The sequence below is a fragment of the Psychrosphaera saromensis genome (assembly GCF_002954545.1).
GTDB lineage: Bacteria > Pseudomonadota > Gammaproteobacteria > Enterobacterales > Alteromonadaceae > Psychrosphaera > Psychrosphaera saromensis.
The window spans coordinates 1,770,945-1,795,757 of sequence record NZ_MSCH01000003.1 but is presented as its reverse complement, the minus strand read 5'-3'; the positions used below and the strand labels follow the sequence as shown (position 1 = coordinate 1,795,757).

25 protein-coding genes are annotated in these 24,813 nt (G+C 38.1%); 3 read left to right on the top strand and 22 right to left on the bottom strand.

All coding sequences use genetic code 11. The features are described 5' to 3' along the window. Nucleotides 1-12: 12 nt before the first annotated feature. The 14 genes from BTO11_RS08165 to BTO11_RS08100 form a co-directional block, all read right to left on the bottom strand. Nucleotides 13-690, bottom strand: a complete 678-nt coding sequence (locus tag BTO11_RS08165; protein ID WP_219846462.1) for a fumarylacetoacetate hydrolase family protein — start codon at nt 688-690, stop codon at nt 13-15. A 24-nt stretch (nt 691-714) separates the two neighbouring features. Next, complete coding sequence (locus BTO11_RS08160) at nt 715-1,743, bottom strand: lytic murein transglycosylase (protein WP_105052142.1); 1,029 nt, start codon at nt 1,741-1,743, stop codon at nt 715-717. A 45-nt stretch (nt 1,744-1,788) separates the two neighbouring features. Beyond that, nucleotides 1,789-2,070 carry a YcgL domain-containing protein gene (locus tag BTO11_RS08155; protein WP_105052141.1) on the bottom strand — a complete coding sequence of 94 codons (282 nt, stop codon included), beginning with the start codon at nt 2,068-2,070 and terminating at the stop codon, nt 1,789-1,791. A gap of 22 nt (nt 2,071-2,092) precedes the next feature. Continuing rightward, the gene (gene rnd, locus BTO11_RS08150; RefSeq protein WP_181135871.1) at nt 2,093-3,244 is read right to left on the bottom strand and encodes a ribonuclease D; all 1,152 of its coding nucleotides are present in this window, start codon (nt 3,242-3,244) and stop codon (nt 2,093-2,095) included. Between the two features lie 77 nt (nt 3,245-3,321). Beyond that, nucleotides 3,322-4,974 (bottom strand): long-chain-fatty-acid--CoA ligase FadD, encoded by a 1,653-nt coding sequence (fadD, locus tag BTO11_RS08145; RefSeq protein WP_105052139.1) that lies wholly within the window; start codon nt 4,972-4,974, stop codon nt 3,322-3,324. Nucleotides 4,975-5,061: 87 nt separating this feature from the next. Beyond that, nucleotides 5,062-5,904, bottom strand: a complete 843-nt coding sequence (locus BTO11_RS08140) for an alpha/beta fold hydrolase (protein ID WP_181135870.1) — start codon at nt 5,902-5,904, stop codon at nt 5,062-5,064. Nucleotide 5,905: 1 nt separating this feature from the next. Continuing rightward, complete coding sequence (locus BTO11_RS08135; RefSeq protein ID WP_105052137.1) at nt 5,906-6,724, bottom strand: class I SAM-dependent methyltransferase; 819 nt, start codon at nt 6,722-6,724, stop codon at nt 5,906-5,908. A gap of 60 nt (nt 6,725-6,784) precedes the next feature. Continuing rightward, the gene (locus BTO11_RS08130; RefSeq protein WP_105052136.1) at nt 6,785-7,369 is read right to left on the bottom strand and encodes a Slp family lipoprotein; all 585 of its coding nucleotides are present in this window, start codon (nt 7,367-7,369) and stop codon (nt 6,785-6,787) included. Nucleotides 7,370-7,414: 45 nt separating this feature from the next. Continuing rightward, a complete protein-coding gene (locus BTO11_RS08125; protein WP_105052135.1) occupies nt 7,415-8,014 on the bottom strand; it encodes a TetR/AcrR family transcriptional regulator in 600 nt (199 codons plus the stop codon). A 137-nt stretch (nt 8,015-8,151) separates the two neighbouring features. Continuing rightward, nucleotides 8,152-8,835 carry a tRNA (adenosine(37)-N6)-threonylcarbamoyltransferase complex dimerization subunit type 1 TsaB gene (tsaB, locus tag BTO11_RS08120; RefSeq protein WP_105052134.1) on the bottom strand — a complete coding sequence of 228 codons (684 nt, stop codon included), beginning with the start codon at nt 8,833-8,835 and terminating at the stop codon, nt 8,152-8,154. A gap of 1 nt (nt 8,836) precedes the next feature. After that, nucleotides 8,837-10,762 (bottom strand): DNA repair helicase YoaA, encoded by a 1,926-nt coding sequence (yoaA, locus tag BTO11_RS08115; protein WP_229793318.1) that lies wholly within the window; start codon nt 10,760-10,762, stop codon nt 8,837-8,839. A gap of 11 nt (nt 10,763-10,773) precedes the next feature. Continuing rightward, on the bottom strand, nt 10,774-11,370 hold the full coding sequence (locus BTO11_RS08110; protein WP_105052133.1) for a DNA-3-methyladenine glycosylase I: 597 nt from the start codon (nt 11,368-11,370) through the stop codon (nt 10,774-10,776). 48 nt (nt 11,371-11,418) lie between these two features. Next, the gene (locus tag BTO11_RS08105) at nt 11,419-12,645 is read right to left on the bottom strand and encodes an NADH:flavin oxidoreductase/NADH oxidase family protein (RefSeq protein ID WP_105052132.1); all 1,227 of its coding nucleotides are present in this window, start codon (nt 12,643-12,645) and stop codon (nt 11,419-11,421) included. Between the two features lie 189 nt (nt 12,646-12,834). Next, nucleotides 12,835-13,440 carry a peroxiredoxin gene (locus BTO11_RS08100; protein ID WP_105052131.1) on the bottom strand — a complete coding sequence of 202 codons (606 nt, stop codon included), beginning with the start codon at nt 13,438-13,440 and terminating at the stop codon, nt 12,835-12,837. A gap of 243 nt (nt 13,441-13,683) precedes the next feature. On the opposite strand from BTO11_RS08100, the gene BTO11_RS08095 reads away from it, so the two are divergent. The 3 genes from BTO11_RS08095 (at nt 13,684) to bfr (BTO11_RS08085) (ending at nt 15,003) form a co-directional block, all read left to right on the top strand. Then, entirely contained in the window at nt 13,684-13,878 is a 195-nt protein-coding gene (locus tag BTO11_RS08095; RefSeq protein WP_105052130.1) for a (2Fe-2S)-binding protein, read from the top strand. A 171-nt stretch (nt 13,879-14,049) separates the two neighbouring features. Beyond that, complete coding sequence (bfr, locus tag BTO11_RS08090) at nt 14,050-14,514, top strand: bacterioferritin (protein WP_105052129.1); 465 nt, start codon at nt 14,050-14,052, stop codon at nt 14,512-14,514. A 21-nt stretch (nt 14,515-14,535) separates the two neighbouring features. Beyond that, on the top strand, nt 14,536-15,003 hold the full coding sequence (gene bfr, locus BTO11_RS08085; RefSeq protein ID WP_105052128.1) for a bacterioferritin: 468 nt from the start codon (nt 14,536-14,538) through the stop codon (nt 15,001-15,003). Nucleotides 15,004-15,111: 108 nt separating this feature from the next. On the opposite strand, the gene BTO11_RS08080 is transcribed toward bfr (BTO11_RS08085), so the two are convergent. The 8 genes from BTO11_RS08080 to rimP all read right to left on the bottom strand — a co-directional run bounded on the left by BTO11_RS08080 (nt 15,112) and on the right by rimP (nt 24,697). Further along, on the bottom strand, nt 15,112-15,387 hold the full coding sequence (locus BTO11_RS08080; protein ID WP_105052127.1) for a DUF4282 domain-containing protein: 276 nt from the start codon (nt 15,385-15,387) through the stop codon (nt 15,112-15,114). Between the two features lie 317 nt (nt 15,388-15,704). Further along, entirely contained in the window at nt 15,705-17,813 is a 2,109-nt protein-coding gene (gene pnp, locus BTO11_RS08075) for a polyribonucleotide nucleotidyltransferase (RefSeq protein WP_105052126.1), read from the bottom strand. 297 nt (nt 17,814-18,110) lie between these two features. Continuing rightward, on the bottom strand, nt 18,111-18,380 hold the full coding sequence (gene rpsO / locus BTO11_RS08070) for a 30S ribosomal protein S15 (RefSeq protein WP_105052125.1): 270 nt from the start codon (nt 18,378-18,380) through the stop codon (nt 18,111-18,113). 166 nt (nt 18,381-18,546) lie between these two features. After that, the gene (truB, locus tag BTO11_RS08065) at nt 18,547-19,497 is read right to left on the bottom strand and encodes a tRNA pseudouridine(55) synthase TruB (RefSeq protein ID WP_105052124.1); all 951 of its coding nucleotides are present in this window, start codon (nt 19,495-19,497) and stop codon (nt 18,547-18,549) included. A 2-nt stretch (nt 19,498-19,499) separates the two neighbouring features. Further along, nucleotides 19,500-19,928, bottom strand: coding sequence for a 30S ribosome-binding factor RbfA (gene rbfA / locus BTO11_RS08060; protein ID WP_105052123.1), 429 nt, complete (start codon nt 19,926-19,928; stop codon nt 19,500-19,502). Nucleotides 19,929-20,056: 128 nt separating this feature from the next. After that, a complete protein-coding gene (infB, locus tag BTO11_RS08055; RefSeq protein WP_105052122.1) occupies nt 20,057-22,693 on the bottom strand; it encodes a translation initiation factor IF-2 in 2,637 nt (878 codons plus the stop codon). Between the two features lie 26 nt (nt 22,694-22,719). Next, nucleotides 22,720-24,216, bottom strand: coding sequence for a transcription termination factor NusA (gene nusA / locus BTO11_RS08050; RefSeq protein ID WP_105052121.1), 1,497 nt, complete (start codon nt 24,214-24,216; stop codon nt 22,720-22,722). Between the two features lie 22 nt (nt 24,217-24,238). Beyond that, nucleotides 24,239-24,697 (bottom strand): ribosome maturation factor RimP, encoded by a 459-nt coding sequence (gene rimP, locus BTO11_RS08045; protein ID WP_105052120.1) that lies wholly within the window; start codon nt 24,695-24,697, stop codon nt 24,239-24,241. Nucleotides 24,698-24,813 lie beyond the last annotated feature (116 nt).

Here is a 24,813-nt window from a genome sequence, read left to right as displayed (position 1 = left end):
CAAAAATTAAGACTAACGAACTGTGCTATTAAATTGCCAATTTGATTTTGCTGATGACAAAGAAAGTTCTAATTTATCGCCACATTTTAATGGGCCAACACCAGCAGGCGTTCCTGTCAGGATCACGTCACCAGGCATTAAAGTAAAATGCTGACTCATTTGAGCAATCAAGGTATTTATTGGTCGTATCATGTCTACGCTATTACCATCTTGGCGAATTTGTTGATTCACAGCTAAGCGTAAATTGATATTTTGCGGATGTTCTATTTCAGATTTGTTGATAAATGGTGAGATTGGACAAGCCCCATCAAATCCTTTAGCTAATTCCCAAGGACGACCTTGTTGTTTTAACTCAGACTGCATATCTCTTAACGTTAAATCCAACGCTAATCCATAACCCCAAATAGCCTCTTCAACTTGATCTTCTGTTACCTTTTTTAAAGGTTTAGCGATCAACACAGCTAATTCCAACTCATTATGGCAAGCGCCTGAGTTTTTAGGAATTTCAAAACTAGATTGGACTGGACATAAGGCACTGTTAGGCTTTATAAAAAATAGAGCTTCTGGACGTTTAACACTGTTAAGTTCAGCAATATGGTCGGCGTAATTCTGGCCAATACAAACTACCTTCCCCGCAGGGAAAGGTAGAAATTGACCGTTTATATCTTGATGAGAGTAAATCTGTTGCATAACAAGTATCCGAGCTGATTTAGTCTACTTTATTTTTGGGTAACCAATTCTGTCAGCAAGTGAGCCAACAGACGTTACAAAGTAATATGAACGATTCCAGTGCATTAATGATTTATAGTTATCATAAGCTAAGTAGATTCGACCTTTCGCATCATCAGGCGTGATTAATACAGCGTTAAGGCTTACTTTTGGTAATACAGCGCCGTTCATTCTGGTGACGCCTAACTTGCTCCAATCAGCTAATGACTTCTCTGCATCGTTCCAATTATTTAACCATTGTCTACGACCTTTGCTGCCTTTTGACATGATCAAAGATTTATCAAATCCAACAGGTAATTTAACTTGGCGTCCCCACGTTTGGCGATTAGACCAACCTTCAGATTTTAAATAATTAGCAATTGATGCAAATACGTCGGCTTTATTATTCCAGATATCTTTTTTACCATCGCCATCACCATCTGCCGCATACGCAATAAATGAAGTTGGGATAAATTGACATTGGCCCATAGCGCCAGCCCAAGAACCTAAAAATTTCTCTTGGCTAATATGGCCTTCTTTTAAAATAGTTAATGATGCCCAAAGCTGATTTTTGAAGAATGCTTCTCTGCGTCCGTCATAACTTAAGGTAACCAAAGAGTCGATAATTGGATGCTTACCTTGAATGCGCCCAAAGTTTGTTTCCAACGCCCATAACGACACAATAAAGCGCGGCTGCACGCCAAACTCTTTACTAATACGAGTTAATAACGGTAAATTTTCTTTATACGCATCACGCGCTTTTTTTACTTTCCACTCAGGCACACGTTTAGGCAGATAAGTATCTAACGTTTCTTTAAACTCAGGCTGATTCTTATCAGCGGCCACGATTCTATTTAGGTAAGTTAATCCCTTTAAGTGATCGTTTACAAATTCAGATTCAAAGCCTTTTGCAATGGCTTCTTTTTTTAAATTTTCTACATATTGTTCAAAACTGACTTCAGCAGCAAAGCTGTTTGTTGCAGTTGTAGCTGATACAGAAAGGAATAAACCAGCTAACCAAAATTTTATTTTCATAATTAATCTCTATTTTTATAATGTATAAGATTCACTCTATGACTACTATTGTGAAGATCCGTTCAATTCTTTGTGTTGATCTAATAAGTTTTTTTCAGGTGGTGGTAATTGGAAATAAAATCCTTTATCGACCAATTCACTTTTTACTTTTGCTAAGTTTGCCACTCCTAGCTTTTTTCTACCATCTAAATCTAACGTCATAAATAACTTTGGAGTACCTATCATCTTTTTTAAAGCGTCAGGGACTTTGGAAAAATCATCTGTTTTTTCGATAAACAAAAAAGCATCTGCTTTTTTTGAGCATTTATAAATTGTACAAAGTTGCATTAACTCAGCCTATATTTATTAGTTAATTAGTTTCTAATGAAAACTCATCATTCCATTTTAGCAAAACAGGTTCAAGTAACTCGTAACGCCACGACAACTCAAAGTCTGACGGTTCAGCATACGCTACTTTCCATACCCATTTTATCCATTGATTTAACTGCTTTTTAGTCGCCAGTAATTCCATTGGAACGCCTAACTCTACTGAACGTACTGTGGCGGCCTGCTTCAATGCCTTAAAGCTTTGTTTATACGTTGGATAGTCGGTTAAGCGTGGGACTTTAACTGGACATAAATCATCAGGGATTTGTTTACCTTTGGCGACATGCTCAAGAAGCGCTTTACCATGAATGCGAACTTCGTGTGGATTAATATCTGGAATACTTCGTAAGCTATTTAAGTCGGTAGGTCTGCGTTGAGCTATTGAAAATAAAGTCGCGTCTTTGACGACAAAACCAAGCGCCGAATCTTTCTCTTGAGCAACCGATAAACGCCATGTAGCAAGTTCTTGTAAAACGGCTAATTCTCTTGAACTTAACTGCCACGCATTACCAAAGTCTAGATATAAACGATCTGTATTTTTATCCACACTTTTTTGCGTTACTTTTAGTTTAGCTTCATCTAAATTATATTGCTGTAACCCTGCATCTTGTAGCTGTTCATTTAACTTATGATACAGAGGCAACAAATACTTTACGTCGTTCATAGCGTAATGCATTTGACTATCCGATAACGGACGCTTCAGCCAATTAGTTCTGGCTTCACCTTTATCTAAATCAATACCTAGCTCTTGAGATACCATGGCACCAAAGCCAAGTACTTTTCCTTGAAAAAGGAATTGTCCTGCAATTTGCGAGTCAAATAACGGCATAGGCAAACGATTAGCGTAATATTTAAAAACTTCTAAATCTTCGTGGCAGGAATGCAAAACTTTTACGATTGAGGGATCGGATAATAATTGCCAGAAAGGTTCTAAATCTAAACCACATAATGGGTCGATTAACGCAACTTCTCTGCCATCAAAAACTTGAATTAGCCCTAAATGAGAGCGTAATGTTCTAGTACGAACAAACTCGGTGTCCAAAGCTAATACGTCTGCTTGTTTAGCTAACTGACAGTATGTATTTAACTGTTCTTGTTTCTCTATATACAAATATTCACTATTCAACTTGTTCACACTATTTCCATCTGGGTACAAAAAAGCTGGCATAAGCCAGCTTTATATAAAAATTGAACTCAGAGTTTACTGAGTTATCAATCTTTTAGCATTCGGCGTAATATTTTGCCAACGTTTGATTTTGGCAAATCGTCTCGGAATTCTATCACTTTAGGTACTTTATATCCCGTTAATCTTTCACGACAATAGGCAATTACATCTTGCTCAGTAAGTGATTGGTCTTTTTTAACAACAAACAATTTAACCATTTCACCTGAAGCATCATTTGGTACACCAATCGCAGCACATTCTAAAATGCCTTCATGAGTAGCTGCCTCGTCTTCGATTTCATTTGGATATACGTTAAAACCAGAAACTAAGATCATGTCTTTCTTACGATCGACAATATATAACAAACCTTGTTCGTCTAGCTTAGCGATGTCGCCCGTTGCAAACCACTCGCCATGCATAACATCAGCAGTGTCTTCTGGACGGCCTAAATAGCCTTTCATCACTTGAGGGCCTTTTACCCACAACTCACCGGCTTCGCCAGCAGCTACGTCTTCACCTTCATCAGACACTAAACGTATATCTGTAGACGGTGCAGGTACACCAATACTGCCAGTGTACTTACCAATAGTATAAGGAACAAAAGAAACCACTGGTGCACATTCTGTTAAACCGTAACCTTCTAGCAAATCGCATTTAGTTGTCGCTAACCAGCGCTCAGCTACCGCACGTTGTACAGCCATTCCGCCGCCAATGCTTAACTTCACTGAAGTGAAGTCTAGTTCAGAAAATCCAGGAGTGTTTAATAAACCATTAAATAAGGTATTAACGCCACTGATTGCCGTGAACTTATATTTACCTAATTCTTTAACGAACCCAGGCATATCTCTTGGGTTAGTGATCAATAGGTTAGTTCCACCGAATTTTAAAAACAGTAGGCAATTAGCGGTTAAAGCGAAGATATGGTACAGAGGTAACGCGGTTACTATTGTGTCTTCACCTTCATCCAAACATGGGCCTAACAATGCAGAAACTTGTTCTAAGTTAGCAACCATATTTCTGTGGGTTAACATCGCTCCTTTTGAAACGCCTGTTGTACCACCGGTATATTGTAAAAATGCAAGGTCTTCACCAGTTACTTCAACTGGTTTCAAGGTTAGGCTTCTGCCTTGTTTTAAGACTTGCTTAAATGCAATTGCTGTTGGTAATGAAAATGATGGAACCATTTTCTTCACATATTTAACAACAAAGTCAACGACATGACCTTTAGCACCTAACATGTCACCCATTTTAGTTAAGATCACGTGTTCAATTGGGGTTTTATCTAATACTTCTTCTAACGTATCAGCAAAGTTGCTAACGATAACAATTGCTTTAGCATTACTATCGATCAACTGGTGTTCTAGTTCGCGAGGAGTATATAACGGGTTAACATTTACTACGACAGCACCCGCTCTGTGAATACCTAACAAAGCAACAGGATATTGTAGTAAATTAGGCATCATAACGGCAACAGCGTCGCCCTTTTTTATACCTAGGTTGTTCTGAAGATACGCAGCAAAGTCATCAGCATATTCATCTAGCTCGGTAAAAGTTATACTTTTTCCCATGTTGATATAAGCTGGCTTATCGGCAAATTTAACGATACTTTGCTGATAAATATCTAACAAAGAATGATAATGCTCAGGATTTATATCTGCTGGTACACCACTTGGATAATTATTTAACCACGTTTTTTCCAAAACAATCTCCTAACGAATTAATTTTCAGCCAGTTACCTTACTTCAACTGATCGGATCAGACAAATATTTTTCACTTATATTGTATTTTTAATGACCAATAAAGCGTTTTATTTCAATTGCGGTATCAATTGGCTCATCCATATGACAATGATGCGAGCCTGAAACGTCTTTTTTGATTAAATTAGGATAGTAGGTTTTGTATTTTTTATAGCCAACTTTAACCATTTCATAACCATTTTTTGCTACGCATAACAAAGTCGGCGCTTTAATATGTTGGATAATTGAAATTGATTGTTGTTCACTTAAGCGAACTGGGGAACTTGTTCTCAGTCGTTGATCGGTTTTCCATTGAAAACCAGTTTCACTCTCACTAATATTTCGTTTCACTAATAATTCTGCTGAGCTAGGTTTTATATCACCGGCATAGGTTCTTGCTTTCACTGCGGCTTTCAGTGAGATATGTTTTGTTTTTTGTTTTTTTGCTTGCTCAACTCGACTATCTAATGCTTTTCTAATATCGGTAGCATCTTCACTTTGCGTCACTAGACCTACCGCATCTATCACTATTAATTTTTTCACTAATTCTGGGTATACCCCAGCTAAAACCGTCGCCAACATGCCACCAAGTGAATGGCCTACAATAACCACAGGCTCATTATTATATTTAACTTTTATGATACTGATTAAATCAGAGATCCAGTCAATAAAATGATAATGGCAATGCTCAGGTCTATGATAACTATTACCATGACCAGGAAGGTCTATGGCGGTCCAATTGAACTCAGGCAATTCGCTCATAAGAGGGATGAAACTTGCAGCATTATCTAACCAACCATGGATAGCTAAGATAGGCGTTTGATTAGCTTGATGTGTATTTTCTAATGCTGCGATTACACCGCTTGATAGCGGGATACTTTGTTCTTTGAACAAGTTAATTAACCGTTTTTATAAACTTTAATGTCATACGATCACTTTCACCAATAGCGACATACTTATCTCTATCTGTCCCACCCATAGCTAATACAGGAGGCAGTGCATAGACCCCTTTAGGGTAATCTTTAGTGTCGTTTTCATTTAAGTTAACGTCACTGCTTGAAGCTAATTTAAAACCATTATTCTCTATAGCTTCAATGACATAACGTTCACCTAAGTAACCTTCGGCGGCAGATGATGCGTTTTGTGATATCGAATCGCCTCTGTGTTGTACAATCGCTAACACGCCACCCGGCTTTAATACCGCATATATCGCTTGGATAGCATCGTTTAAAGCACCATATTCATCCCAAACATGTAAATTTCTAATTACGTAAACAACATCAACAGGTTTAATCCCTGTTAAATCAAACGATTTAGGCGGTTCAAATTCAAAAAAATCAACATTTCCATATAGACTCTTATCTGACATTTTCTCTTGGTATATCAATGCATTCTTACTCCAAAACGCATCTCTTTTATTGCTAGAATTTAGATTACCTGTGGCAAATGTTACCGCTGAGAAATGGCCTTTATCTTTTACATAAGGTGCTAATATTTCACTGTACCAACCATCACCAGGCCACATTTCTAAAACATGATCAGTTGGTTTAGTACCAAAAAAATCTATTGTCTCTTTTGGGTGTCTTGCCTGGTCACGAGATTTGTTCTCATCACTTCTATGTGATGATGATAATATTTCAGTCAGTTCATCAGCAGAGGCTGGGCTAACGAATACGTTAATGCCAAATAATAGTACAATCAATATTGATTTCATTGTTTCAATTTTCCACTTAACTACATTTAACTAATATACAACTCACCTTCATCAACAGAATTAATCGTGAGATAACTTAGGTTTTGCTTGAGCTGCAGGGCTTTTAGTTTTCCCTTGTCCAATAATATAGACGTGTCTAACGCCGCCTCGCCAATACCAATTTGGTTGAACGCCATGCCAACCGTAATTAAATTGTACTTGTGGAGCTTTTTGCAATGGCCCCCATAAATGAATGTTTTTACTTATTAACGTTGGGTATTCATATTCATACTCACCAATCTTTGCAGTTTCAGACGCTTTCAATTGTCCTAAAGCCGTAATAGCTTTGCCTTGTTTATAGATAGCTGGGTCGATAAAACCTTCCATAACAACACGAAAACGCCCTAGAGGTTGGTCACTGGTTTTTGGACGACCATTTGTACTTGCCGGATAATAAAGTACATCGAATTTAGTGACTTTCTTTTCATTCGAAACTTTAGCGATTATGCCGCTCCAGCGAACCGTTTTACCGATAAGAGCCGAGTCTGATTTAGATACCTCTTCGAAACTGGTTAATTCAGTTCCATCGGCAACAGATACGTTATCAGGATATGATGCACAACCTGATAAAACTAAGGCTAAACTAGCGAGTAAGATTTTTTTCATTGTGAATCCTTAAGAATTATTTTTAGTTGAATATCCAATGGGATATTACTTATTTTTCAACTGTTTAACATAGTCCGATAACGCTGACGTTAGTTGAGTATAAACTTCTCTATCTTGGCAGCTTTTAACCATTTGCGGAATGCCACTCATAATACACATAAAAAATAACGAAATTTGTTTACTATCTACTGATGAGCCGACATCACCGTTTAACTTGGCTTTATCAATACCCTGACTAATTATTTTCTGAATTTGACAAAAAAGGCCATCAACTCTGTGACGTATATTTTCATCGACTGAGGCAAGTTCTGAAGAAATATTATGCACTGGACAGCCACAACACATCTCTTCGTCGGAGCCTTCTAAAGATAAGGCATCGACTATATTTATTATTTCATCAATCGGGTTTTGTGCCGTTGTAATGTTAATCCAACGTTCTAAAAATTTGGCCTGGTAAACTTCATCAAAAACAGCATAAAGCAGTTCTTGTTTATTAGAAAAGTGATGATACAAAGCACCTTTAGAGATTTGAGCTTCACTCAAAATATCCGACAAACTGGTGCCTTTAAACCCTTTTTGATGGAAAATAGCCGCGGCCACTTCCATAATATTGGTTCTTGTTTTGTCAGGATCTCTTAATGCCATTTAACTCTCTTTCTATAAATAAACTGATTACTAAGGTTTATAAATCTGCCTTGATTATATAATGCTTGAACCTTTATACAACATACATTCTGTAGTTAACCATTTATATGTGACAGACAAATGTAACTAAAGTTCAGTTAACGTCCCGGTAATTTTTTCCAACTCACTTCATCACGCACGTAATTAGGTTGCGCAAACTCAGCAGTTACACTCAAGCCTTTATTAAACGCATCGAGTGCTAGCGGTAACATATACTTGGCATTCGGCAGTTCTATGTCCGTTACCTTAACATCAAAACTCGATGTTAATAGTTGATTATAACTCGTCCATCCGGTTCCAACACTAACACTGTTATTAAGGTCAAAGTCTTCTTTTCGTAATAATTCAGGTTTAATAGCAATTTCGTTGTTAATTAATTGCGCAAACCCATTAACATTTTTATAACAACCTAAATAGATTTCTGACATACGAGCATCAATTGCAGCCACAATAGACTCAGCATCATGCTGCTCTATCGCTTGTTGCGCCATGATGGCTAAATTGGACACTCCAACGACAGGCAAGTCAGCACCAAATGCTAAACCTTGCGTTACGGAAACGCCAATTCTAACGCCCGTAAAACTGCCCGGCCCTTGCCCATATGCAATGCCATCTAGCTGATCTAATTTGATCCCAGAGTCAGATAATATCTTTTCAATAAAAGGCAATAACTTTTGTGAATGCTGTTGTGGACAAATTTCAAATATCGAACTAATTTCCCCATCATTATATAACGCAACTGAGCATGCTTCAGTTGCTGCATCAACGGCTAGTATCTTCATGTTATAAACCTTTTAAAAATGTTTTTACTGTATCTAAATCTCGGGTACGTTTCATATTCGGTAAGCTACGCATAAATACTTCACCATATTGGCGAGTAACCAGCCTTGGGTCACAAATAACCAGCACACCTTTATCGGTGACATCTCGGATTAAACGACCAACGCCTTGCTTTAGCGATATAACCGCTTGGGGAATTTGTACATTTTGAAACGGCTCTAACCCTTTCAATTTACAATCTTCTATTCTAGCTTGTAATAGAGGCTCATCTGGCGAAGCAAAAGGCAGTTTATCTATCATCACTAATGACAACATATCTCCACGTACATCAACGCCTTCCCAAAATGATCCTGTGCCTAACAAGACGGCATGTTTCAATTTGGTAAATTGTTCCAATAATAAACGTTTACTTGTTGTGCCTTGTACTAGAACGGGATATTTAATTTCGTCTTCAATCATTTTAGCCACAAGTGTCATCACTCTATGGCTGGTAAACAATAAGAATGCACGGCCTCTACTGGCTTCCACTAATTCTAAAGCAAGCTCAGAGAATGCTCTTACTGCGGCTTTGTCATTTGGTTCAGGAAAGTATCTAGGTACACAAAACATAGCTTGGTTTTGATAATCAAACGGGCTACCTAGCATTTGAGTTCTAGCGTCTGGAATACCTAATAAAGAAGTGTAATGATCAAAGTTATCATCCACAGATACAGTCGCTGACGTAAAGATCCAAGATGAATTTGATTCATCAACGATCGCACCAAACTTATCGGCAATAGATAGAGGCGTTATGTGTAATGTGAAGTGACGTTTCGTGGTGTCGAACCAATAACTGTAACCATTTTCTTGGGTTTGATTTACTTTTTCAAACTTACCTTTTAGCTGCACTAAACGTTCAAAACAATTATCTATAGTTTCGGTACGAGAAATCGCTAATTTTGTCACGTCGTATAAAAAGTTAAATGCTTTTAATACATATTGAATCGCATTAACTATGTCATCAGATTTTGATTTGTCTCGCCAATTCCCACGTTCAGGATCTTCAGCGAAAACCAAACGCATATCTAAAATATTTTTTTCTAATGTCATTGCCGCTTTATTTAACTGCGGCATATCACGCAATTGAGCTTGGTATTCGGCTTGAATATCTTTACATAACTCGAACACCTGACGAGAGGAGAAATGCTCGCCAAAGTACTCAGAAGCGATATCTGGAATTTGATGTGCTTCGTCGAAAATAATCACATCGGTATCTGGAATTAGCTCACCAAAGCCCGTGTCTTTTAACGCCAAGTCAGCAAAAAATAAATGATGGTTCACTACAATCAAATCGGCTTCCAATGCTTTTTTTCTTGCATTCATCACGTGGCAGTCTGCAATGTTTGGGCAGTCTTTACTTAAACAATTATCAACTGTACTCGTTACAAAAGGCAGAACTCGACTATTTTCTTCAATTGACGTTAACTCACCAATATCACCGTCACTGGTTTCCGATGACCATTTGCGTACATTAGAAATATCGCTAAGGAAACTAGGATCATCATACGGAGGATGTTCACCGTTAACTTCTAAACGGTTGATACAAAGATAGTTACTACGACCTTTTAACAAAGCCGTTTTCATCATAGGTCTTAAGGCTTTTTTAACTAAAGGTAAATCTCGATGAAACAACTGTTCTTGCAGCGCTTTAGTTCCGGTAGAAACAATCACCTTTTTACCCGCAAGCAAGGCCGGTGCTAAATAAGCAAAGGTTTTCCCTGTTCCTGTGCCAGCTTCAACAACCAATTGAGCTTTATCTTTAATTGCCCCACGCACAGCCGTAGCCATGTCCAATTGTGCTTGTCTGGCTTTAAAACCTGGAATTGCTTGTGCTAATGCACCGTTTTCAGAAAAACACTTTGATATAGAGTCACTCAATTCAATATTCACTTATCTATTGCTTACTTTGGCTTATTAGCGCCGTGGTATGAGATACAGCTTGTTAAATGATCATTCACCATTCCAACAGCTTGCATAAAGGCATAACAGATTGTTGGGCCAACAAAATTAAAGCCTAGTTTTTTTAACGTTTTGGACATTAGTATGGATTGTTCGGTTTCTGTTGGTACTTGAGACTTATCTTGCCACTGATTAACAATAGGTTTGCCACCAACAAATTCCCATAAAAATGAACTAAAACTACCAACACCATTTTGCTCTTCGTAGGCTAAATATGCTTTGGCATTTTTTATAATCGAATTCACTTTGAGACGATTACGTATTATGTTGGGATTCAACATTAATTCTTCAACTTTATCGGCATCATATTGACTGATTAACATAGCGTCAAAATTAGCAAAAGCGTCTCGATAACCTTGCAACTTTTTTAAAATAGTTATCCAGCTTAATCCTGCTTGCTGTCCATCTAAACATAATTTTTCAAATAACTGTTGAGAGTCAAATTCAGGTTTCCCCCAAACATTATCATGATATGCAATATATATCGGGTCGTTGTTGCACCAAGCACATCGGCTTATTTCTTTTGAAACATCAGACATTGAAACTCTCAACTTATTATTAACGGCCCATTTATATCATGAAACAAATTACTGGCTCATTAACTTTTGATAACGTTTAACCAGTTTTGCCGTTCTGATTTGGTCAAGTATTAACGTAAACAAAGGTGATAATTTTGCACTGGCTTTTTTACCCGCTCCAACTCGTCGTAAGTTACGTTTTACTAATGCCATAATGGCTAAACTTCTGAACGTTTTATTTTTCCAATTTACTTTAGGGATAGCAATCTCAGCATTTTTACCTAGCAGCCATCCATTTGGTAAGTCTGGCTGTAACGCTAATGCCGTTGCAATTCCGACTAAATCAACGCCTTGAGCTAATACGGTTTTTGCCGTACCAAATTTATAAATTCCACCGGTTGTCATAATCGGAATCGAAGTGTTTTTAGCAATTGAAGCAGCAAAAGATAAAAAGTAAGCTTCTCTGGCTAAAGTTCGCCCGTCAGCCGTCACACCTTGCATAGCTGGCGCTTCATAACTTCCGCCAGACAGCTCAATCATGTCTATATTTAACGCTTCTAAAGACTTAACGACGGCCAAGGCGTCTTCTTCATCAAACCCGCCACGTTGGAAGTCAGCTGAATTTAACTTAACCGATATAGAAAATGACTCTGATACGTTAGATTTAATGGCTTTAATAACTTCTAACAATAAACGAGAGCGATTGTCTAACGAACCACCCCACTGATCATCACGCTGATTAACTAATGGTGATAAGAACTGAGCCAACAAATAACCGTGGGCTGCGTGTACTTCAACACCATCAAAACCAGCCAACTCAGCTTGCTTTGCGGTATCAGTAAAACGACTGATCACATCGCTTATTTGTGCTTCAGTCATCGCAGTTGGGTGACCAAACATATCTGATAACTTACCCATATTTAAAGCAATGTCTGATGGAGAGTAAACTTTACCCCCCATTTTTTTATAAACCTGGCGTCCTGGATGACTAATTTGCATCCAGACTTTGGTTTTATTTTGTTTTGCCGTATCAGCCCATAACTTGAATCGAGTTAATTCACTGTCTTTGTCTAATACAACGCCACCGGGTCCCGTCATTGCTTCTTTGTCTACCATGACATTGCCGGTAATTAATAACCCACTGCCACCTTTAGCCCACATACCATACAAATTAATTAACTCATCACTAGGTAATAAGTTTTCATCAGACATATTTTCTTCCATCGCGGCTTTAACAATGCGATTTTTAATAGAAGTAGAGTTTGGAAAAGTAAATGAATTAAAGACAAGAGACATTACAGAGGTGCTTCCTAATATGATTCAATTTAATGAATTAAAATTTAACGAGCTGAATTGTCGCTAGTATACAAGATATCTAAGTGAGGGGATGTATATATCTAAGTATTATTTATCCAGAAACAAAAAAGCCTTTGTTTCCAAAGGCTTTTTTATGACTTTTAATTTATGCCGTTAAAGCAAAAAATATTAAAGTTGGTCAGCATTCTCAGATAAGTACGCTGCTACACCAGCAGGTGAATCAACCATACCTTTCTTGCCTTCTTCCCAACCAGCAGGACAAACTTCACCGTGCTCTGTGTGGAAGTTTAATGCATCTACCATACGTAACATTTCATCAATATTACGACCTAAAGGTAAATCATTAACAACTTGATGACGAACAACACCTTCTTCGTCAATTAAGAATGATGCACGAAAAGCAACACCCGCTTCTGGATGTTCAGCATCATATGCTTGAACGATTTCATGTTTAACATCTGCAACTAGTGGGTAACCAACTTGGCCAATACCACCGTCAGCTACAGCTGTGTTACGCCATGCATTGTGGCTAAATTGTGAGTCGATAGAAACACCAATTACTTCAACGCCGCGCTTTTTGAAATCTTCTAATCTGTGATCAAATGCGATCAACTCAGAAGGACATACAAAAGTGAAATCTAGAGGGTAGAAAAATACTACTGCTTTTTTACCTTTTGTTGCTTCTGCAAAGTTGAAATTATCAACGATTTCGCCATTACCTAAAACAGCTGCTGCAGTGAAGTCTGGTGCCTGACGGCCAACTAAAACGCCCATGAAATTCTCCGTATTATTTATTTAGTGTGAATTGTGTAATCCACAAGTTTGTAACCTCTAGATTATATATAGATTAAATTGATTAAACCAAGGGCATTTCTATATGATTTTTCGATTAGTATTATCGAATTCAGCGATAAGGAAAAATAATTAGCTAAACGGAGTAAAAATAAACAAAAAGCACTTGCATAAACACCAAATGAGAATTATTATCACTCGTATCAATAATAGAAGGTAATTAATATGTTCGTTTGTCTATGTAAAGGCATTACAGATTCCGATATACAACAACTAGTGCTTGAGCACGGAGTTGGGTCTATTCGTGAATTAAAACAACATGTTGCCTTAGGTAGTGAATGTGGTAGCTGCACTAAAGTTGCTCAAATGGTCATTGATAATACAATTATGGATGAAACATTATTCAAAGATGTTGGTTAATTTTCCCCTTACCAACATCCCCTTCTGAGTCAATTCAAATCTAACTACAAATCATTGTTATTATTAAACTATTGTTTTAATTGAATTTTTTCTACTTATTTCTGTTTTTTCTTTGTGTATTTCAATTCAATCATTATACTTAGCGCATTATTAAATGGCTGAGGCATTATGATGCAAAGTACTTCAACAATATTGACTATGTTAAACGAAGTGTTAACAACCGAACTAACGTCAATCAACCAATATTTTTTACATGCACGCATGTATAAAAATTGGGGATTCAACACTCTTAACGACAAATGTTATAAAAAATCCATAATGGATATGAAACAAGCCGATAAGCTAATTGAACGTATTTTGTTCCTTGAAGGATTACCTAACCTACAAAGATTAGGCGCATTATCCATTGGTGAGCATACCGTTGAAATGATCAAATGTGATACTGGTGTACAACACACTCAAATCGAACAAATGAAAGCAGCCATTGCCCTTTGTGAAAATGAAAAAGATTACGTGACTCGTGAATTACTCACTGAAATCTTAGAGCACGAAGAAGAACATTTAGATTGGTTAGAAACCCAAGACTATCAAATACAAAGCATGGGTATTGATAAATACTTACAAGCTCAACTTTAACCTTAATTATTGGAGATTAAAATGAAAGGTAATCAAGACATAATTAATGCCCTTAACGGCTTACTCGCTTACGAATTAGCCGCGATGGATCAATACTTCATTCATTCTCGCATGTACGAAGATTGGGGTTTTAATAAGTTATTTGTCCGTATCGATCATGAATTTGACGATGAAAAAGGCCATGCATCTAAGCTAATTGAACGCATTCTATTTTTAGAAGGCACACCAGATATGGTGACTCGTGATGGTTTACAGATAGGCAAAACTGTACCAGAAATGCTTGCAAGTGACTTACGCGTAGAATATGCCGTTGACCAGGGTCTAAAAGACACCATGGCATTGTGTGAGAAGCACAACGACTATGTAACTAAGAACATGTTACAAGTTTTAATTGACGACACTGAAGTCGACCACGCCTTCTGGCTAGAGCAACAATTACGCTTAATTAAAACAATTGGCCTTGAAAACTACTTACAATCTCAAATGTAACAGCCTAGTTTTTAATTTAACCTTATAAAATAAAAAGTGAAATTAGCGCATGCTAATTTCACTTTTTTTGTATTTTTCACTATGTAATAACTATTGCATAGTTAACACTTATTCTGCGGAGTCAGCTTTTACACTTGTATCTGCTTTATCAGCTATTTTTTGTAAATTACCATTGATTTTAAATAATACAATTAATAGCTCACACCAAATTCTGACACCGATAGCGCCACCAACTAATACCCCTAATCCCTTAAATAGTCCACCATTGTAGCCTGCGAACATCATTGTCACACTAGAAACAACAACACTAATTAACAGTATCCAATAAACAACTGTAATAATTTTAGGTGTTAGCATAGAGTCAAAGAAAAAAACATTTTTCATCAATAAATCCTTTTTATTTTTCCAATTAAGGTTAAAAGCAACTCAATTAAATTTACGTTAGGAGCCGAGTTGTAAAAACCCCTAACGTATTACAACAAAATCAAAAAAGTATAAAATTCTCTTACGAATTATAATGTTAGGTGTAAGTTACGCATCACTGTTTTATTTTTCAATACGTAAAAACCCTGCTTTAGTTAAATACACTTATATCTATTCAGTACAACCTAAATTTTAGGCACAAAAAAAGAGAGCCTAGGCTCTCTTTTTATTTCCTAATTCTAAGTTCGTTATTGAGAACTAAGAACTAACCGTTAGGTTTATTCAGCAGCTGGAGCGTTTTCTTCAGTTGCTTCTTTCATGCTTAAACGTACACGACCTTGACGGTCAATTTCTAGTACTTTAACAGCAACTTCTTGGCCTTCAGATAATACGTCAGTTACATTTTCAACACGCTCGTTAGAGATTTGTGAAATATGAACTAAACCATCTTTACCAGGAAGAACGTTAACAAACGCACCAAAATCTACGATACGAGCAACTTTACCTTGGTAAACACGACCAACTTCTAAGTCAGTAGTTAATTGCTTAACACGTTCGATACAAGCTTGTGCGCTTGCGCCGTCTGTCGCTGCAATTTTAACAGTACCGTCATCATCGATTTCAATTGTTGTACCCGTTTCTTCAGTAAGAGCACGGATTGTTGCGCCACCTTTACCGATAACGTCAGCAATTTTCTTCTGAGGAATTTTAACTGTGTAGATACGTGGTGCAAATTCAGACATCTCTTCACGGTGTCCGCCAATTGCTTCATCCATTACTGTTAAGATATGTAAACGAGCCGCTTTAGCTTGAACTAAGGCTTTGTCCATGATCTCTTTAGTAATACCTTCAATTTTGATATCCATTTGTAAAGCAGTGATACCTTCAGTAGTACCCGCAACTTTAAAGTCCATATCGCCTAAGTGATCTTCATCACCTAAGATGTCAGAAAGAACAACAAAGCTCTTATCATCTTTAACTAGACCCATCGCGATACCAGCAACAGAAGCTTTAATTGGAACACCAGCATCCATTAATGCTAGAGATGAACCACAAACAGAAGCCATTGAAGATGAACCGTTAGATTCAGTAATTTCCGATACTAGACGAACTGTATACGGGAATTCAGCTTGTGAAGGCATTACCGCTAATACACCACGTTTCGCTAGACGACCGTGACCAATCTCACGACGTTTAGGAGAACCGATAAATCCAGTTTCACCAACACAGTACGGAGGGAAGTTATAATGAAGCATGAACGGGTCACGTCTTTCACCTAACAATGAATCAATGATTTGAGAATCACGTTCAGTACCTAACGTACAAGTAACGATTGCTTGAGTTTCACCACGAGTGAACAAAGAAGAACCGTGAGTACGTGGTAAAATACCAGTCTTAACGTCAAGAGCACGGATCATGTCTGGTTCGCGACCATCGATACGTTTTTCACCCGCTAAGATGCGTGAACGTACAACGTCTTTTTCTAAGTCATGAACTAATTCAGATGCTTCTTTTGGATCAAATGCTTCATCACCAGCTTCTTCTGTTAATTTAGCAATTGTTTCAGCTTTAACAACACCAACTGCAGCATAACGCTCCATTTTGTCAGCAATTGAGTAAGCTGCAGCGATACCGTCTTCAGCAAGCGCTTTAACTTTGTTTTTAAGTTCAGTGTTTTCTACTGGCGCAGACCATTCCCATGCAGGAGTAGCAACTTCAGCAGCAAATTCTGTAATCGCTGTAACAACAGCTTGCATTTGCTCGTGTCCGTACATAACGGCACCAAGCATAGTTTCTTCAGATAACACTGCAGCTTCTGATTCAACCATTAATACTGCGTTTTCAGTACCAGCAACAACTAAGTCTAAGTCACTTGCTTTTAATTCTGTTTGTGAAGGATTCAAGATGTATTGACCATCTAAGAAACCAACACGAGCGGCACCGATTGGACCGTTAAATGGAATCCCAGAGATTGAGATAGCTGCTGATGCACCGATTAGCGCAACGATATCTGGAGCAATTTCAGGGTTTACTGACATTACTGTACAAACAACTTGTACTTCATTTTTGAATGCATCTGGGAATAAAGGACGTAATGGACGGTCAATAAGACGTGCAATTAACGTTTCTTCTTCTGCAGGACGACCTTCACGTTTGAAGAATCCACCAGGGATCTTACCGCCAGCATAAGCTTTTTCTTGATAATTGATTGTAAGTGGGAAGAAATCTTGCCCAGGACTAGCTTGTTTTTTACCAACAACTGCAACAAATACAGTTGTGTCGCCAATGCTTGCCATAACAGCAGCACTTGCTTGACGTGCGATTACGCCCGTTTCAAGAGTGACCTCGTGTTGACCATACTGAAATTTCTTTATAATTGGAGTCACGTATTTTTCCTTTAATTTTCATTTGGATCCAGCTTTATCATAGGCTGTCTTAATGACAAATATATTTCATCTGAAATATAACTAAACCTGCTGAATCTTGTTTTTATCGTTTTAAATTCGAGGCATATTATACGTGGGATTTGATGATTTGCTAGTTTTTATCAAAAGCGAATGAGGAATTTTTATGGTTATTTTACTATTTAATCTGAAAGCGAAGGAGTTCGTTCATATTCACTAAATTTTAGGCATAAAAAAAGGAGCATAAATGCTCCTTCTTTCTAATTATGAAAACATCGATTAACGACGTAGACCTAATTTTTGGATCAAATCTTTATAAGCTTCAAGGTTTTTACCTTTGAAGTAATCTAACAATTTACGACGTTGGCTAACTTTACGTAAAAGACCACGACGTGAATGGTTGTCTTTTTTATGCTCTTTAAAGTGGCCTTGTAATTTGTTGATATCAGCTGTTAATAACGCAACTTGAACTTGTGTAGAACCAGTATCGTTTTCGCCAGTGCTGTGTTCAGCTAGGATTGCTGCTTTTTCTTCAACGCTTAGTGACATAAGTCTCTCCAGAAAATAATTAATTGTTATGCCAGCCGATCACTAACTCAGCCAACAAAGGAACCCTCTATACAAAAGAGGAACGCGCATACTACGCGTTTAACGCTATTTTGCAAGTCATATATATGGAAAATATAAATGACCTTTTTCTTAAACCTAACTTTATTTAAATAAAGTTTTCGGTTACCACCAATCGCTTAGTCCTGATCTCTCCGCCTCTAATAGAAACAACGCCGATAAACTCACCGGTTTCTATTTGATAGGCTTTTAAATCTTCTTCATCTGGCATTTGCCTAGCTGGAAATTGACCATGACGTAAGGTTTTAACTTCATCTGCGGTTACTTCTATTCGAGTTAGCCCTTCCAATGCGGTATCCATTGGTAATAAATGGCTATCAAGCGCCGTACAGTCAACACCATTACTTTCGTCACCGTCAATAAAGTTGTCGTCTTTAAGCTGTTGAATTTGATCAACCGTTAACATTTTCTCAATTGGGTAATCTGCGACTTTAGTGCGGCGTAATGCTTGAACATGAGCGCCACAACCTAACATTTGGCCTAAATCATCCACTAAGGTTCTTATATAAGTCCCTTTTGAACAATGTATTTCAAAGTCAGCTTCATCGCCTTCAAAGCGCAACAACTCAAAGCTGTAAACGGTAATTGGACGAGCTTCACGTTCAACTGTGATGCCTTGTCTTGCTAATTTGTATAACGGCTGGCCATTATGTTTTAAAGCAGAAAACATGGTTGGGATTTGTTTAATTGGACCGGTTAAGGTTTTCTTAAACTCAAGAATTTGTTGCTCTGTGATGTTTACATCATGAGTTTCAACAACCTCACCATCTGCATCACTGGTGTCAGTACGCTGGCCAAACTTAGCCGTTACCACATAGGTTTTATCAGAATTTAATAAATACTGACTAAACTTAGTTGCCTCACCTAAACATACTGGCAACATACCCGTTGCCAAAGGGTCTAATGCCCCTGTATGCCCAGCTTTTTCAGCACCGTAAATAGCTCGAACTCTTTGTAATATATGGTTTGAAGAAGAGCCTTGCGACTTATCAACCAAAACGATACCGGAAATAGCCCGGCCTTTTTTACGTCGTGCCATCTTTACTCTTTTTCCGCGCTATCTGTATCTATATCAGCAGGGTTTTCGCCGCTTTCTGCACGTAAGTTGTTATCTTTAGCAATTGCTTCATCAACTTTACGAGCCATTGTAATACCTGTTACTAAGCTGTCGTCGTAACTAAACTTAATCTCAGGAACAATTCTTAAACGCATACGTTTGCCAATTGCTGAACGGAAGAAACCTTGAGCGTTGTTTAAAATCTCAATAGTTTGTTTAATTTTATCTTCGTCTTCTTCTTGACCTAACAATGTTACAAACACAGTTACGTAAGCAAGATCTCGGGTTACTTCTACTGAAGAAACGGTAACCCAACCAACACGAGGATCTTTAAAGTCACGTTGTAACAACATAGCAATTTCTTGCTGTACTTGTTGAGCAACTCTATCTGTTCTAGAAAAGTTTGTTTGCACTTTTCTCTCCTAATCAATTTGTGGTTTCACTAAGGCCAACGGCATTCGTTTTGCTGGCTTAGTCAAACACGAGTTATAAAGCTAAAAAAGGGAGCAATCGCTCCCCTTTTTCACTAGCTAATTGCTGTTTAAGAAATAGTACGTTTAACTTCTACTACTTCAAATACTTCAATTTGGTCACCAACTTTAACGTCATTATAGTTCTTAACGCCGATACCACATTCCATACCGTTTCTAACGTCTTGAACATCGTCTTTAAAGCGACGTAACGACTCAAGTTCACCTTCGTAGATAACAACGTTATCACGTAATACACGGATTGGAGCGCTACGTTTAATGGTACCTTCGGTAACCATACAACCAGCAATTGCACCAATCTTAGGCGATTTGAATACATCACGAACTTCAGCAAGACCAATAATTTCTTGTCTAAATTCTGGAGCTAATAGACCAGACATTGCTTGTTTAACTTCATCGATAACCGAATAGATTACACTGTAGTAACGTAAGTCAATATCTTCTTGTTCTATTAAACGACGTGCTGATGCATCGGCACGAACGTTAAAACCAACAACAATTGCATTTGATGCTTGAGCTAATGAAGCGTCAGTTTCTGTTAATCCACCAACACCGCTACCAACAATAATAACTTTAACTTCGTCAGTCGAAAGACCAACTAGCGCATCAGTAATAGCTTCTAATGAACCTTGTACATCTGTTTTAAGAACGATGTTAAGTTCAGAAACGTCACCGTCTTCCATGTTAGCAAACATGTTTTCAAGTTTCGCTTTTTGTTGACGAGCAAGTTTAACTTCACGGAATTTACCTTGGCGAGAGTTAGCAACTTCACGCGCTTTACGTTCATCACGTACAACTGTCGCTTCATCACCTGCCGCAGGAACACCAGAAAGACCTAAGATTTCTACTGGAATTGAAGGTCCAGCTGATAATATTTCTTTACCATTTTCATCTTTCATTGCTTTTACACGGCCATATTCAAAGCCACATAATACGATATCGCCTTTCTTCAACTCACCTTCTTGAACAAGGACAGTCGCTACTGGACCACGACCTTTATCTAGACGAGATTCGATTACAACACCATGTGCTGCACCGTGATCTACCGCTGTTAATTCTAGTACTTCTGCTGTTAGGTTAATTGCTTCCAATAATTCTGGAATGCCTTCGCCAGTTTTAGCTGATACATGAACAAACTGAGTTTCGCCGCCCCAATCTTCAGGGATAACGTCTAGTTGAGCTAATTCGTTTTTAACACGATCCGGATCAGCACCCTCTTTATCCATTTTGTTAACTGCAACTATTAGAGGTACACCTGCTGCTTTAGCATGTTGTACCGCTTCTTTAGTTTGTGGCATAACGCCATCATCTGCAGCAACAGCAAGAACAACGATATCCGTAGATTTAGCACCACGAGCACGCATTGACGTAAACGCCGCGTGACCAGGAGTATCTAGGAAAGTGATCATACCGTTTTCAGTTTCTACATGGTAAGCACCTATGTGCTGAGTAATACCACCTGCTTCGCCGTCAGCAATATTTGCTTTACGGATATAATCTAGAAGCGATGTTTTACCATGGTCAACATGACCCATTACAGTAACAACTGGAGCACGTGGAACTGCATCGCCTTGACCTGAGTCACGCTCTGCTAATACTTTTACTTCAAGTTCATTTGATTTAGTTAATATAAATTTATGACCTAATTCTTCAACAACTAAAACAGCAGTTTCTTGGTCTAGAACTTGATTAATCGTAACCATTTCACCCATTTTCATCATAGTTCTTACTACTTCAGTACCTTTGATAGACATACGAGATGCCAATTCAGATACAGATATAGTTTCACCTATGCTAACTACTTGCTCTACTGGAGCAGTTGGTTTTTGGAATGCATGTTGGTTTTGTGGTTTATTCTTACGACGACGACCCGTTAATTGAGCAAGTTCATCAGCGGTAGCTTTACCGGATTTCTTACCTTTACGACGATTTTTCTCTTCGCGTTTATCTTGGTCATCTTCAGCTAACTGAGCGTAAACAGAAGAGTGAACATGAAGGTCATCTTCATTTTCATGCTCTAATTTGTATTTACGTTTCTCTTCTTCTTCAGCCCAAGCTTTTTCGTTGGCTAATGCCATCGCTTTCGCTTCTTCGCCTAGACGTTCAGCTTCTTCTTCAGCTTTCTTAAGCGCTTCTTGTTCTACCGCTAAACGAAGTTTTTGCTCTTCGTCTGTTTCACCAGGCTTTTTCGCCTTTTTAGGTGAAGCTTTAGTTGCATTATCCGCTTTACGCTTAGCATCAACCGCTTTCTTAGCTGCTGCTGCTTCTTCTTTTTTAGCTTTCGCTTCAGCTTCACGTTTAGCACGTTCTTCTGCTGCTTTTTTAGCTTCAGCTTCTGCTTCAAGTTTCGCTTTTTCTTCTGCTGCCGCCATTTCTGCTATTTCAGCATCACTGCGTTTAACAAATGTACGTTTCTTACGAACTTCAACTTGAACGTCTTTTGATTTACCTGAACCACTGTTAACACTTAACGTCGATTTTGTTTTACGTTGCAAGGTCATTTTCTTTGGTTCAGAGCTCTCGCCGCCATGGGCTTTGCTCAGATGTTCCAAAAGCTGTTTCTTTTCGCTTTCATTAACCATGTCACCGATATTTTTAGTAATACCTGCGTCTGCGAACTGAGAAACCAATTTCTCGATTGGAGTACCTACATCTTGTGCTAGTTTATCTAAACTCACTTCTGTCATATTCTTTACTACCTCCACATTGAGCTTTAAGCTTCGTCACTAAACCAAACAATATTACGAGCTGCCATAATTAATTCACCGGCTTTCTTCTCGCCTAGTTCTTCAATATCTGCTAAATCGTCAGTGCCTTGCTCAGCTAATTCTTCTAAATTTGTTACACCCCTGCTAGCTAATACAAACGCTAAATGACGGTCAACGCCTTCTAGATTTAATAGCTCTTCAGTAGGTTCTGATTTTTCTAATGATTCTTCATTTGCTAACGCTTGAGTCGTTAACACTGCTTTTGCACGAGTTCGTAATTCTTCAATTATGTCTTCGTCTAAACCATCAATTTCTAATAGTTCAGCTACTGGTACATAAGCAATTTCTTCTAATGAAGAGAATCCTTCGTCCACTAACATAGTGGCAAAGTCTTCATCAAGCTCTAGGCCTTTCATGAACACTTCAATTGTTTTGCTGTTTTCTGCTTGATGTTTTTCAGCCATATCAGCTTCAGTCATCACGTTTAAGTCCCAGCCAGTTAACTGACTTGCTAAACGTACATTTTGACCACTACGGCCAATTGCCATTGCCAAGTTATCGGCAGCAACTGCTATGTCCATTGATTTGCGGTCTTCATCAACAATAATTGATGCAACTTCCGCAGGAGCCATAGCATTGATAACAAACTGTGCATCGTTACCATCAAACAATACGATATCGACACGTTCGCCATTAAGTTCACCAGAAACAGCTTGAACTCGAGCACCACGCATACCAACACACGCACCAACTGGGTCAATACGACGGTCGTTTGATTTTACTGCGATTTTGGCACGAGAGCCTGGATCACGAGCGGCAGCAACGATATCTAACATTTCTTCGCCAATCTCTGGCACTTCAATGCGGAATAATTCAATCAGCATTTCTGATTTAGTACGGCTCACAAACAATTGAGGACCACGAACTTCTGGTCTAACAGCATATAAATATGCACGAACTCTGTCGCCTGGACGGAACGTTTCACGTTGGATCATATCTTCACGATATAAAACCGCTTCAGCATTGTTACCAAGGTCTAACGTAACATTGTCACGATTAACTTTTTTAACGATACCTGTGATTAGTTCACCAATTTGTCCACGGTAAGCGTCAGCAATCTGGCCACGTTCCGCTTCACGTACTTTTTGCACAATAACTTGTTTAGCCATTTGTGTAGTAATACGGTCAAATTTAATTGAATCAATTTGTTCTTCAACGTAGTCGCCTAGTTGAAGTTCTGGTTCATCATACTGAGCTGCAGAAATACTCATTTCAGCTACAGGGTTTTCCATTTGATGATCATCAGGTACAACTAACCAACGACGGAAAGTGTCATATTCACCAGTTTCTTGGTCAATTTTAACTCTTACTTCGATATCAATTGCACTTTTCTTTTTTGTTGCCGCTGCTAGAGCAAACTCTAGCGCTTCAAATATTTTTTCACGTGGAACGGCTTTTTCATTCGATACCGCTTCTGCCACTAGTAATAGTTCTTTTGCCATTATCTCGCTCCTTTAAGTATGATCAGCCAAATTTAGCAATTAAATTTGCTTTCGAGACATTATCTATTAATAAAGAGAACACCTGGTTATCAACTTCAACATTTATCATGTCTTCGTCAATCGAAACCAATGTGCCTTTGAAATTTCTACGTCCATCTTGTGGTACGTTTAATTTAACACTCACCTCTTCTGATACCACTGCTGCAAAATGCGCAAGGGTGAACAGTGGGCGGTCTACACCCGGAGATGAAACTTCTAAGCTGTACTCATTTGCAATAGGATCTTCTACATCCAAGATCGCACTAGCCTGACGACTAACGTCTGCGCAGTTGTCTACAGTAATTCCATCTTCATGGTCGATAAATAAACGTAAAGTAGAATGACTACCCGCGCGTAAATATTCAATGCCTAATAAGTCAAAACCTAAAGCATCTACTGCAGGGCTCAACATTTCAGTTAAACGCAGTTCTAGATTGGTCAAATTACCACTCCTATTGCTAAAAATAAGTACAAAAAAAGGGCCTAAAGCCCCAGTTCCATGAGCTCAACTTATATTGAACCCACAATACAAACTGTTAAAGTAGCAGGCTTAAAAAA

Excerpts from the sequence above, each read along its gene's own strand:
- infB (WP_105052122.1), bottom strand. The coding sequence starts at position 22,693 with ATGACAGAAGTGAGTTTAGATAAACTAGCACAAGATGTAGGTACTCCA.
- BTO11_RS08110 (WP_105052133.1), bottom strand. The coding sequence starts at position 11,370 with ATGTCTGATGTTTCAAAAGAAATAAGCCGATGTGCTTGGTGCAACAAC.
- BTO11_RS08125 (WP_105052135.1), bottom strand. The coding sequence starts at position 8,014 with ATGGCATTAAGAGATCCTGACAAAACAAGAACCAATATTATGGAAGTG.
- BTO11_RS08100 (WP_105052131.1), bottom strand. The coding sequence starts at position 13,440 with ATGGGCGTTTTAGTTGGCCGTCAGGCACCAGACTTCACTGCAGCAGCT.
- rpsO (WP_105052125.1), bottom strand. The coding sequence starts at position 18,380 with ATGTCACTAAGCGTTGAAGAAAAAGCAGCAATCCTAGCTGAACACAGC.
- BTO11_RS08095 (WP_105052130.1), top strand. The coding sequence starts at position 13,684 with ATGTTCGTTTGTCTATGTAAAGGCATTACAGATTCCGATATACAACAA.
- BTO11_RS08155 (WP_105052141.1), bottom strand. The coding sequence starts at position 2,070 with ATGCAACTTTGTACAATTTATAAATGCTCAAAAAAAGCAGATGCTTTT.
- bfr (WP_105052129.1), top strand. The coding sequence starts at position 14,050 with ATGCAAAGTACTTCAACAATATTGACTATGTTAAACGAAGTGTTAACA.
- truB (WP_105052124.1), bottom strand. The coding sequence starts at position 19,497 with ATGGCACGACGTAAAAAAGGCCGGGCTATTTCCGGTATCGTTTTGGTT.
- nusA (WP_105052121.1), bottom strand. The coding sequence starts at position 24,216 with ATGGCAAAAGAACTATTACTAGTGGCAGAAGCGGTATCGAATGAAAAA.
- BTO11_RS08130 (WP_105052136.1), bottom strand. The coding sequence starts at position 7,369 with ATGAAAAAAATCTTACTCGCTAGTTTAGCCTTAGTTTTATCAGGTTGT.
- BTO11_RS08105 (WP_105052132.1), bottom strand. The coding sequence starts at position 12,645 with ATGTCTCTTGTCTTTAATTCATTTACTTTTCCAAACTCTACTTCTATT.
- BTO11_RS08080 (WP_105052127.1), bottom strand. The coding sequence starts at position 15,387 with ATGAAAAATGTTTTTTTCTTTGACTCTATGCTAACACCTAAAATTATT.
- tsaB (WP_105052134.1), bottom strand. The coding sequence starts at position 8,835 with ATGAAGATACTAGCCGTTGATGCAGCAACTGAAGCATGCTCAGTTGCG.
- bfr (WP_105052128.1), top strand. The coding sequence starts at position 14,536 with ATGAAAGGTAATCAAGACATAATTAATGCCCTTAACGGCTTACTCGCT.
- BTO11_RS08135 (WP_105052137.1), bottom strand. The coding sequence starts at position 6,724 with ATGAAATCAATATTGATTGTACTATTATTTGGCATTAACGTATTCGTT.
- BTO11_RS08165 (WP_219846462.1), bottom strand. The coding sequence starts at position 690 with ATGCAACAGATTTACTCTCATCAAGATATAAACGGTCAATTTCTACCT.
- BTO11_RS08160 (WP_105052142.1), bottom strand. The coding sequence starts at position 1,743 with ATGAAAATAAAATTTTGGTTAGCTGGTTTATTCCTTTCTGTATCAGCT.